This window comes from uncultured Psychroserpens sp., from assembly GCF_947503375.1.
In the GTDB taxonomy this organism is placed as follows: domain Bacteria; phylum Bacteroidota; class Bacteroidia; order Flavobacteriales; family Flavobacteriaceae; genus Psychroserpens.
Genome location: NZ_CANNDQ010000008.1, coordinates 92338 through 104038 on the forward strand (window position 1 = coordinate 92338; position 11701 = coordinate 104038).

Genomic DNA, 11701 nt, shown 5'->3' on the forward strand with positions numbered 1-11701 from the left:
ATTTGAGGCTTTTTTATTAACTATTTATTTTCTATCGCTTAAGTGCAAAATGGCCTTTGTAAGTTCTACCATTACTTGGCCGTTTTACAACAAACCAATAATCTGAAGCTGGCATATTTTGCCCACTGTAAGTACCATCCCAACCTATAGACGAACCACTAAACTCAGCAATTAACTTTCCGTAACGATCAAACACCAAGACCTCGAGATCACGTTCAGATGATGCATTTATAATTTGCCATGTTGGGTTATATGTGTCTCCATTTGGTGTAAAGAATTTTGGATAATAAAGCAAAAACACTTCTTCTGTAACCACACCACAATCGTTCTTGTCTCTTACGTAAACGGTATACGTATCAGGTGACAATCCTAAAAACACATTGCTATCTTGATAAATTACACCATCTAAAGAGTATTCATAATCACCTAAGCCTTCAACAAAAACTGTAATCGTATTATCATTTTGAGACCAATCATCAATTTCAATATTTGTAATTACTGCAACACCTGATTCTATAATAGTATATGTTTTTAGTCTAGAACAACTAATTGCAGGATCGGTTTGATAATCGTCTATAATTTCAACAGTATAGGTACCAGCTTGATTTATATCTATTGCTCTTGTTGTTTGACCCGTAGACCAATTGTAATAATCAAACCCTTCTTCTGCTTCCAGTTCCATAGTATCGCCAGTACATAAATAATAGGTTTCTTGGGTTACAATATCTGGCAATGATAATACGTTGAGCTCAAATGAGGTAATATCATAGCAAAAGGCATTGTCTTCATTTTCAATTCGTGCATAAACAGTTTGAGGGTTGCTTGCATTTTGATAACTATTTGGCAATGGATTTGTATCTCCAATAGCATCCTCTTCAGATACGTGATAGGTAATTTCAAAAGGAACAGCTTGCCCATTAACAATTTGGGCATTTTGATCTGTAAGTAAAAATGTTTCTATGCCATCTTCACTTACATCATCACATACATTCATGTTATCTGGTCTGAAGGCTATCAATTGTCCATCAACAATAATATTTATCGGTGTTGTATCAAAACAATCTGTATTGATACTATTCTCAATACGAACATAAATGGTTTGAGGGTTAGATATAGTTTGATACGGTATATCTAATGGCGCTTCATCATCATTTGCATCATCTTGATTGAGATGATAAGTTATGGTAAATTCAGATTCAGGCTGATTAGCAAGAACTGTTGCATTTAGTAATGTCAAATCTACTAGCTCCAGACCATCATTAACCTCATCATCACATAAAATCAAATCAGGAACTGGATTTGCTACAGCTTGTTTGCTAACAATTAATTCAAAACTAGTAATAGCTGAACAAGCATTGTTTTGCGCATTAAACACTTTTACAAATACTTCTTCCGGATTAGTTACATTGTTATAGTCTATTGGCAACGCATCCATATTAGCCTCAGCGTCCTCCATACTTGAATAAAATGCAATATCAAACGTTGTATCAGATTGACCATTCAGGACCTCACTTATTTTAGTACTTAAATCAAAACTTTCGGTTTCGTCATTTGATGCATCATCACAAAGTGTAAAATTTGCAACTGAGTTTGCTATTGGAACTTCGTAAACTTCTATTGTTTTTGATAATGTTCTTGTTTCTATTGCTGTGACCACTTCAACATTTACATCGTAAGTTCCAGTAGATGCATAAATATGAGTTGGGTTTTCTTCAGTAGAAGATGTCCCATCTCCAAAATCCCATGTAATGGATAAAATTTCCTCGTTAGAATTGACCAAGAATTGGGTTTCATCTCCAAAACAAGTATCTGCTATTTGAATACCTACATTAAAAAATGATTGAATAAATGGTGGTAACCCAAAATTACATGATCTGCCACCTAAATCAACTCCAGCTTCCACGTAATTGGCACCAGTACCTAAAACGTTTGGATCCTCAATAACATCTAAAAACGTATTGCCTAAATTTGACAAATAAATCTTTTCATCTATTGCTAATTGCATAGCACCTATAACATTAGGACCATCATATAAAATTGTGTCTGAGTTTATAATTGTAGTTTGATCATTAGAGGTTAAGTCGAATTGATGAACTCTACTTCTAAGTGCTGATGAGAATACCACATCAGAAACATAGAGAATACTACTATCGGGCGAAAACTCTATACCATAGGTTCCATCTAAACCATTAGGACCAAAAAATACACCATCAATAGTGATAGTATTTGAAACTATACCTGTACTCGTATCAAAATCGAAAACTTCAGCTATACTATCTCCAGAGTATTTAGCTAAGGCAATCTTAGTTCCATCTGGTGATATTTTCATATAACCTATAGACGTCGTTGCATCACCACTATGATCACTTCCTACAGAAGATATTACAGGAGTTGTATTTATTCCAGCATCAGTCACTTCGAATGCTACAAAATTGTTTGAGCCCCATTCATGAGCGACAACCCAATAGTCTAGACCATTGCTATGTTCAATAGCAGAAATCTTTTCAGAAGCCAATGGGATAAGCTGAACATTTTTAACTGAATTTACAGCACCATTTCCTCCATTCAATGTCATATCTACCTCAGAGTATGTCAATCCATCAGATCCTGCTTCTCTATCTACTGCAAATACATAATAAATATTAGTATCTGAAGGCTTTGGTACAATAATACCAGATTGAGTACTTGAAGGATCACCAGCAAGACCAGTACCATTTGGCATTACATCATGATTTCTATCCCAAACTGTAATTCCATCGGTGTAAAACAAAAGTTGCCCATTACTATCAGCAATAGATGCGCAACCTTCACTAGTATTTAATTCACCATCAAATAAAGCAACTGGAACTCCAGAATTGAAATCCAATCCTGCATTAGATCCAAAATACCATATGGCAGCTTCATTTTGTGCTGATAATAAACACGTTGATACTAGAAAAAAAACAAAAACAGTAAGCTTATGTATAGACATAAGTGTAGAAAATTAAGTTTAGGTTAACTAAAATAAGAAATTTACTACCCATTTCGTTATTACTATCCATTAAGCAAACTAAAATTAGTCAAATGGCAAGATTTTCCGACAAATACCGTTTTATTTGAGTAAAGGCTTGTTAATTTTTAGTCAAAATTTTAGTATTAAACCTCAAATTTAGTTTTGTTTAGTACTTTTATGTCGTAATTTTAATACATGAAGCATCTTCAACTTATCGTCTTATTGCTTTTTATTTCGTTATCAAGCTATGCTCAAGAACCTACTACTGTTTTAGGTACTGTAATCGATGTTTCTACGGATTTGCCTATTGATCGCGTGAACATTGTTAATCTGAACCAAGTTATTGGAACCTCAACAGATGATGAAGGTAAGTTTGAAATAAGAGCCAATGTTAACGATACACTACATTTTTCGTACTTGGGATATAAATCTATAAAAGTTAGGGTCACCAATGATTGGCTTAAGTTTGGTAGTACCAAAATAGGAATGACAGAGCTAGCATTAGCCTTAGAAGAAGTGGTCGTTAATCAATTAAAGCTTACGGGTTATTTAGCTGTAGATATCAAACAAGTCCCTATTAAATCAAATTACAGGTATAGTATTTCTGGGCTTTCAAATAAAGGCTATGAGGCTGGAGATCGAAGACCAAATGCTGTAAGCAAAGTTTTAGGTGCTATATTTAATCCTGCAGATTTTTTACATAATATGTTTGGGAAAAAGCCAAATGAATTACGTAAACTTAAAAAAATGAAACAAGATGATGAGATCAGAAATCAATTAGCATCACGTTTTGACAGAGAAATGCTTATGGTTTTACTTCAGGTTGACAAATATGATCTTGATGAAATCATCAATCAATGTAACTATTCTAAAGACTTTATACAAACAGCTAATGATCTTCAGATTTTAGATGCCATAAGTGAGTGTTATGAAGAATATAAAGTATTAAGTCGAAACTCATCACAACGCTTCTAATTTAATTCGTTAGGCTTTTTTTGCAATATAAACTGTTGGCTTATTCTAATGTAATAAACCAACCAAGCTATAATACCAATAAACTTGGCACCATCTTCTAATAACTTCGAAATGTAAGGTGAGGCATTATACATAAAATTATCTACAAATAACGATAAGGCAAAACATGAAAGCGCAAAGGCTAGCATCACAAAATCTGTTTTTAAAATTAATCTTAAAAACCTAATAAGATACCACAACATGAGCAATCCATAACTTAAGAACACTATTTTTTGATGTATTCCCAAAGCTGGGAAAACCAACTCATGAAACATAAAAACGTCATCTAAACCTAGTAATAGAGTAATGAGCGCAGAAGTAACTAAAAATGTTTTTGGTAGCTTCTCTTTTACAAATTGTGAGCTAAATAAACAAATTGTAGCAGCAGCAGACCATATAAAAATACCTGTTTGAGACAAAATTCCAGTATATACGGGAAGTTCAGCAATAGCAGCTAAGTCATTAGTTAGTGCTTCAAGAGGTACATTATTATATAAATGAAGACCAAAAATAAACCCGATCACAACTAAGCTTACAAGTAAAATTAACAAAAAAGAAGGGAGTAAAGATTTAAATTGATTGATTAAAACATTCACTTGATTTAATTTAATAGCTAATTGCCACTAAGCTAATATTAGAGTATTTAAGTACAAATTATTTCTTTTTAACTACGCAAATATCGGTTTAGCAGCAGATAATCTTACGCATTAGAATGCAATGCTACTCTATTTCCTTCAGTATCTATAAAAACTGCCATAAATCCGTGTTCAGGAGATATCTGCGTTTTATGCTGATAAATTTTTCCTCCAGCAACTACCACTCTATCTAATTCATTCTTAACGTCCTTAGAATTAAAATAGATTAAAGTGCCTTCTTGGCTAGGAATGTAAGATTCTTGTTTAATGAGTGTTCCTGTAGCTCCCGAACTTCCATCGTGATAAGGAAACCAACCCATAAGTAATCCTCCTAAATCATGAATAGATATCTCAATTTCAAATACCGTTTCATAAAACAATTTCGCTCGATCCATATCGTGCACTGGGATTTCAAACCAACTTACCATTTCTCTACTTATTTTGATTCTAAAATTTCTTTTAGGCTTGTTAACCCTTCTTCAAAGTCTTTGCCTACATGCTTATCAACATTATACATCATCATGAAAATATTTGCTGGAACTTTATTTGTTCCCGAAAAACCCCAAGTAACCTTAGTCTTTCCATCTCCTAAATCTTTTACTCTAGTGACTGCATCAGACTCAGATTTCCATGGTTTAAAAAAGCGAAGTCGTGCTTCTACTCTATCATTTTCAACAATATTTATGATTTCTTGTTCACCAGTACCAACCGCTTTATTACCATCCCATTTTGCAATAAAACCAACTGTTCCGTCAGTACCAACAAATTCTTGTTTCATTTGTGGATCTTTCTTCTTCCAAGGTGACCAATGCTCTTGATTTTTAATATGTTTTAAGTAATTGAAAACTTCAACTAGAGGTCTATCTATAGTAATACTTCGGTTAACTTCATACTCCTTTGGAGCAATAAGCGCAAGCATTATAAAGAGAAGCAATATTGCGCCTAATATATATAACACTATCATTGATTAAAGGTTTTGGTTGCTGTATTAAAAGTACAAAATTATTAGGTTTGATAAAAACGCTCAACGATCTCATCATAGCTTTTAATTGTTTTTTTACACCAATCTAATCGTTTTTCTAATTTTTCCATTCTAGTTAATTGCCAATTTACCTTAGACTGCCTAAGTTTTGTGGTCACATGCTGAAGTATAATAGCTGCAGATACTGAAATATTTAAACTCTCTGTGAATCCTACCATAGGTATTTTTAGAAATTCATCGGCATTGTCAATTACCTCCTGTGATAAGCCTTCGGTTTCTCTTCCAAAGAAAAAACAGGATTTTTTCATTACATCGAAATGTTGAAGTTCAGCATCGTCACGATGAGGTGTAGTTGCCACAATTTGATAGCCGTTTTGCTTTAGATCTGAAATAGCATCTTTTATTGAATGGTATCTATTAAGGTCTACCCATTTCTGGGCTCCCATAGCTATTTCTCGATCTATCCGTTTGCTATTTCGCTCTTCAATTATATTAACTTCCTGTATACCAAATACATCACAACTACGTATCACAGCACTCGTATTATGCAATTGATAAACATCTTCTGTTGCTACAGTAAAATGCTTTGTGCGTTGAGATAAGACTTCAGTAAATCGTTCTAGTCTGTGATTGGTTAAGTACGATTCCAAATGCTCAAGAAGTTTTAGGTCTATCATGATATAAAAATAAGGAATTTACTATTTTTATTCTATGGAAAAACACATCGTTGTATTAACTGGTGCAGGAATGAGTGCTGAAAGCGGATTAAAAACTTTTAGAGATGCTAATGGGCTTTGGGAAGGTCATGATGTCATGGAGGTTGCCACTCCAGAAGGCTTTAGCAAAAACCCAGAATTGGTGTTAGAATTTTACAATCAAAGACGTAGGCAATTGCTAGAGGTAAAACCCAATTCTGCACACCACAGGTTGGCCGAATTAGAAGAGAATTATAAGGTTAGTATCATAACACAAAATGTTGACGACCTTCATGAGCGTGCTGGAAGCAGCCATGTGATTCATTTACATGGTGAGCTTTTAAAAGTAAGGAGTACTGGTAATTTGCTTAATGTGAAATCATGGACTAAAGACTTAATTCTAGGAGATCTTTGCGAAGAAGGACACCAGCTTAGGCCACACATTGTATGGTTTGGAGAAGCTGTACCTATGATAGATAAAGCTATTGACATCTGCACCAAAGCAGATATATTGGTTATTATTGGTACTTCAATGCAAGTGTATCCTGCAGCGAGTTTGATGCACTATGTCTCAGCAGGCACACCAATCTATTTCATAGATCCAAAACCAGCTGTAGAAAGCAAAACTAATTTAACCGTTATTGCAGATACTGCAACAAATGGCGTTGAAGTCTTGAAAGAATTGTTGCAATAATATATTTCTTCCGAGACTTATAAAAACTAACATTAATATTAATTGATCTTAAAAGTTAGATCAATTACTTTTCTGCCCAACAAATTGTTGCGTCTTCAATTTGAATAACACATTAAAAGTCGTTAAACTGCCATAGCTTCTAGTAATGTATTGCTGTAAATCAATTTTTTCTTGCTCATCCAGATTTTTGCTAGAATTAATTTTTTGTTCCATAACACGCAAACGATCTCTAACCATAGTGATTTTGTGAAAAAAGCTATCAATTGGCAACTCTTTTCCTTGTAAGTTGGTATCTCTAGGTTCCATAATTAGCTTGCCGCCTTTCCATTTTTCAGCTATAGGTACGATCTCTGTAATATCACTCCAGCGCTTTAAAATATGCACAAGGCTACTTTCCACTTCAGAAAAACTTATAGTATCTACATCATCTTCACAAACTTCTATAACATCAAAATCACTATCTATATCTATGGTTTCTAAACCAGTTTCAATAAAAGTGACCCAATAATGCTTAGAAGTAACATTAGTTACAACACCTTTCCCAAATTCATTATGATTAATTCTTGATCCAATTCCTAGTAATTGCATTGCCATATATATTTATAATTTCTATTACAAGTATAACAAATCCACAATTAAAGTTCACAAGAATTTAACAACTAAAATTGTACCTTTGCAACTTTGCTGACCAGACAAGCAATTTCTTTATATTTATGACCAAATTTGACGAAGCTATTGAAGTAAAAGGTGCCAGAGTGCACAATTTAAAAAATATTGATGTTACCATTCCAAGAGAACAACTCGTAGTTATTACTGGGTTATCTGGAAGTGGAAAATCATCTTTAGCATTTGATACCATCTATGCAGAAGGGCAACGTCGCTATATCGAAACATTTTCTGCCTATGCACGACAGTTCCTAGGAGGATTAGAACGTCCAGATGTAGATAAAATAGATGGCTTATCTCCAGTTATTGCCATTGAACAAAAAACAACAAGCAAATCGCCGCGCTCAACTGTTGGTACTATCACAGAAATTTACGATTTCTTGCGACTACTTTATGCTCGTGCTAGTGATGCCTACAGCTATAATACTGGTGAAAAAATGGTTAGCTATAATGATGAGCAAATTAAAGAGCTTATAAAAGCAAGCTATAAAGGTAAAAAAATCAATATCCTCTCTCCCATCATTCGCTCACGAAAAGGACATTATCGCGAATTATTTGAACAAATTGCCAAGCAAGGTTTTGTTAAAGTAAGAACTGACAGCGAAGTTAGAGACCTTGTTAAAGGAATGAAACTTGATCGATACAAAACGCATGATATTGAAATCGTTATTGACCGACTTAAAATTGACCATACTGATGATAACGATAAAAGACTTACCGAAACCATCAATACTGCTATGTATCATGGAGATGATGTACTTATGGTGCTTGATCATGACACAAACGAAACACGTTATTTTAGCCGAAATTTAATGTGTCCATCTTCGGGAATATCGTATCCAAATCCAGAACCAAATAATTTTTCATTCAATTCTCCTAAAGGTGCCTGTCCGACTTGCAATGGTATTGGTACGTTGTATCAAGTGAATGAAAATAAGATCATTCCTGATGACAGTTTGTCTATAAATGCGGGAGCATTAGTACCTCATGGCCCACAAAAAAACAGTTGGATCTTTAAGCAGTTTGAAACCATTGCACAACGCTATGACTTTAGCCTAAGTGATCCCTTTAAAACTATTCCTGAAGAAGCTAAACAAATGATCATGTATGGTGGGAATGATAAGTTTTCTGTTGAAAGCAAAACTTTAGGCGTTACTCGTGAATATAAAATAGATTTTGAAGGTGTTGCAAACTTTATTGAAAGTCAATATAAAAACGCTGAAACAACATCTTTGAAGCGTTGGGCTAAAGACTATATGGACAAAGTAGATTGTCCAACTTGTGAAGGCTCACGCTTAAGAAAAGAATCGTTATATTTTAAAGTTAATGGTTTAAATATTGCTGAATTAGCTCATAAAGATATTATTGATCTTGCCGAATGGTTTGGAAACCTTGAGCAAGGCTTAAATGATAAACAATTTAAAATTGCAGAAGAGATCATCAAAGAAATTAGAGCCAGACTTAAATTCTTGCTTGACGTAGGATTGAATTATCTTTCATTGAATAGAAGTTCGAAATCTCTTTCTGGTGGCGAAGCACAACGTATTAGGCTAGCCACGCAAATTGGTTCACAGTTAGTTGGTGTTTTATACATTCTTGACGAGCCAAGTATTGGGTTACATCAACGAGATAACGAAAAATTGATCAATTCTTTAATTTCACTTCGTGATATTGGAAATTCAGTGATTGTAGTAGAGCATGACAAAGACATGATTGAACGTGCAGATTATGTAATAGATATAGGTCCGAAAGCTGGTAAATATGGTGGAGATATCATTAGCATTGGCACTCCTAAAGAGTTATTAACTCACAATACTTTGACAGCAGATTATCTAAATGGTAATAAAGAAATTCCAATACCAAAAAAAAGACGTAAAGGGAATGGCAAGACCATTGAACTTAAAGGATGTACTGGAAATAATTTAAAAAATGTCTCAGTAACATTTCCGCTAGGAAAAATGATAGGCGTTACTGGTGTTTCAGGTAGTGGCAAATCTACACTAATCAACGAAACACTTTACCCAATAATGAATGCACATTACTTCAATGGTGTAAAGAAACCGATGCCCTATAAAAGTATAAAAGGATTAGAGCATATAGACAAAGTTATTGATATTAATCAATCACCTATAGGCAGAACACCTCGTAGTAATCCTGCAACATATACAGGAACATTTAGTGAAATCCGCAGTTTGTTTGCTAAAATTCCTGAAGCGATGATTAGAGGTTATAAACCAGGTCGCTTTAGTTTTAATGTTAAAGGCGGTCGTTGCGAAACTTGTCAAGGAGGTGGGTTGCGGGTTATAGAAATGAATTTTCTTCCTGATGTTTATGTTGAATGTGAAACCTGCCAAGGAAAGCGTTTCAATAGAGAAACTTTAGAGATCAGATATAAGGGCAAATCGATTAGTGATGTGCTCGATATGACAATTTCTGAAGCTGTAGATTTCTTCGAACACATACCAAAAATTCATAAAAAACTCGAAACTATAAAAGATGTTGGTTTGGGTTATATAACATTAGGGCAGCAAAGCACTACACTTTCTGGAGGTGAAGCACAACGTATCAAGCTAGCAACAGAACTTAGCAAAAGAGACACAGGGAATACATTCTACATTCTTGATGAACCAACTACTGGATTGCACTTTGAAGATATTAGAGTGCTAATGCTAGTATTAAACAAACTCGCAGATAAAGGTAATACAGTTTTAATTATAGAACATAACTTAGATGTCATCAAAATGTGTGATTATATCATAGATATTGGTTACGAAGGTGGCCAAGGAGGTGGTAAAGTTGTTGCGAAAGGTACACCAGAAGAAATTATAAAAGATAAAAAGAGCTACACAGCCAAATTTTTAAAGAAGGAATTAACGTAACACAATTTTCTGCCTAAATTTTTAATTGTGTCCTTTATTGAGATTTTTATTGATCGTATCGATTATAATGTTTCTTATTCGTCGTAACTTTTCATATATTTAGATATAACATAAAAACTAACTATTATGAAAAATATTCTTTGGCTAGTAGCAGTAATTTGTATAATCGCTTGGTTACTAGGGTTATTAGGCATTATTCCAGGATTAGGCACAAGCAGCTTGATTCATGTACTATTAGTAATTGCAATCATTGTGATTTTATACAATATTATCACTGGTCGTAAACCACTGTAGATCAAAAGACATAATAATATTAAGGCAACCCAAATTGGGTTGCCTTTTTGTTTATAAGTCTACTAACTTAATGCACAGATATTAACGATTTTTAGTTCTATTTACATTATTTTTGTGACTTTGACAAGATTAAAAATTTTAATATATATATGAGAAAAGAACAACATCACAAAGGTTGGAATGAAATTAAAACAAATGATTCTTGGGCTATTTTTAAAATCATGGGCGAATTCGTAAGTGGATACGAAAAACTTAGTAAAATTGGTCCTTGTGTTTCTATTTTTGGTTCTGCTAGAACAAAGCCTGATCATAAATACTATAGACTTGCAGAAGAAGTTGCAACAAAAATTGTAAATCATGGTTATGGTGTAATTACAGGTGGTGGGCCGGGTATTATGGAAGCTGGTAATAAAGGTGCACATATTGCTGGTGGAACCTCAGTTGGTCTTAATATTGAATTACCTTTTGAACAACATGACAACCCATATATTGACAATGATAAAAGTTTAGATTTTGACTATTTCTTTGTTAGAAAAGTCATGTTTGTAAAATACTCTCAAGGTTTTGTAGTCATGCCAGGCGGCTTTGGTACTTTAGATGAACTCTTTGAAGCCATTACACTTATTCAAACTAATAAAATTGAAAAGTTTCCTATAATCCTTGTTGGTACAGAATTTTGGGATGGTTTAATTGATTGGGTTAAAAAAACTTTACTTGAAGCCAATAACAATATTAGTGCAAAAGACCTAGATTTAATACATGTTGTTGACACAGCTGATGATGTTATCAATATTTTAGATAAGTTCTATAAAGAATATGGATTAAGTCCTAATTTCTAAAGCTACAAAAC

At 33.7% G+C, this 11701-nt stretch carries 11 protein-coding genes; 5 read left to right on the plus strand and 6 right to left on the minus strand.

Features of this window, described 5'->3' with window-relative positions; translation table 11 throughout:
- Positions 1–31: 31 nt before the first annotated feature.
- Positions 32–2971, minus strand: a complete 2940-nt coding sequence (locus Q0876_RS13835) for a T9SS type B sorting domain-containing protein (protein ID WP_299228858.1) — start codon at positions 2969–2971, stop codon at positions 32–34.
- A gap of 216 nt (positions 2972–3187) precedes the next feature.
- On the opposite strand from Q0876_RS13835, the gene Q0876_RS13840 reads away from it, so the two are divergent.
- A complete protein-coding gene (locus Q0876_RS13840; RefSeq protein WP_299228860.1) occupies positions 3188–3967 on the plus strand; it encodes a carboxypeptidase-like regulatory domain-containing protein in 780 nt (259 codons plus the stop codon).
- Here Q0876_RS13840 and Q0876_RS13845 read toward each other — a convergent pair.
- From Q0876_RS13845 to Q0876_RS13860, 4 genes are all read right to left on the minus strand, one after another.
- Positions 3964–4602 carry a hypothetical protein gene (locus Q0876_RS13845; protein ID WP_299228862.1) on the minus strand — a complete coding sequence of 213 codons (639 nt, stop codon included), beginning with the start codon at positions 4600–4602 and terminating at the stop codon, positions 3964–3966. The two genes, Q0876_RS13840 and Q0876_RS13845, sit on opposite strands and share 4 nt — an antisense overlap.
- A 104-nt stretch (positions 4603–4706) precedes the next feature.
- Positions 4707–5069 (minus strand): VOC family protein, encoded by a 363-nt coding sequence (locus Q0876_RS13850; RefSeq protein WP_299228864.1) that lies wholly within the window; start codon positions 5067–5069, stop codon positions 4707–4709.
- An 8-nt stretch (positions 5070–5077) separates the two neighbouring features.
- A complete protein-coding gene (locus Q0876_RS13855; protein WP_299228866.1) occupies positions 5078–5605 on the minus strand; it encodes an SRPBCC family protein in 528 nt (175 codons plus the stop codon).
- A gap of 41 nt (positions 5606–5646) precedes the next feature.
- A complete protein-coding gene (locus Q0876_RS13860) occupies positions 5647–6300 on the minus strand; it encodes an RNA methyltransferase (protein WP_299228868.1) in 654 nt (217 codons plus the stop codon).
- A gap of 34 nt (positions 6301–6334) precedes the next feature.
- On the opposite strand from Q0876_RS13860, the gene Q0876_RS13865 reads away from it, so the two are divergent.
- Positions 6335–7012: an NAD-dependent deacylase gene (locus Q0876_RS13865; protein ID WP_299228870.1), complete on the plus strand. Its 678-nt coding sequence runs from the start codon at positions 6335–6337 to the stop codon at positions 7010–7012.
- A gap of 60 nt (positions 7013–7072) precedes the next feature.
- Here Q0876_RS13865 and Q0876_RS13870 read toward each other — a convergent pair whose 3' ends face one another.
- Positions 7073–7600 (minus strand): hypothetical protein, encoded by a 528-nt coding sequence (locus Q0876_RS13870; RefSeq protein WP_299228872.1) that lies wholly within the window; start codon positions 7598–7600, stop codon positions 7073–7075.
- A 125-nt stretch (positions 7601–7725) separates the two neighbouring features.
- On the opposite strand from Q0876_RS13870, the gene uvrA reads away from it, so the two are divergent.
- The 3 genes from uvrA to Q0876_RS13885 all read left to right on the plus strand — a co-directional run bounded on the left by uvrA (position 7726) and on the right by Q0876_RS13885 (position 11690).
- Entirely contained in the window at positions 7726–10557 is a 2832-nt protein-coding gene (uvrA, locus tag Q0876_RS13875) for an excinuclease ABC subunit UvrA (protein ID WP_299228874.1), read from the plus strand.
- Between the two features lie 126 nt (positions 10558–10683).
- On the plus strand, positions 10684–10851 hold the full coding sequence (locus tag Q0876_RS13880) for a lmo0937 family membrane protein (RefSeq protein WP_299228876.1): 168 nt from the start codon (positions 10684–10686) through the stop codon (positions 10849–10851).
- Between the two features lie 149 nt (positions 10852–11000).
- Entirely contained in the window at positions 11001–11690 is a 690-nt protein-coding gene (locus Q0876_RS13885; protein ID WP_299228878.1) for a TIGR00730 family Rossman fold protein, read from the plus strand.
- Positions 11691–11701 lie beyond the last annotated feature (11 nt).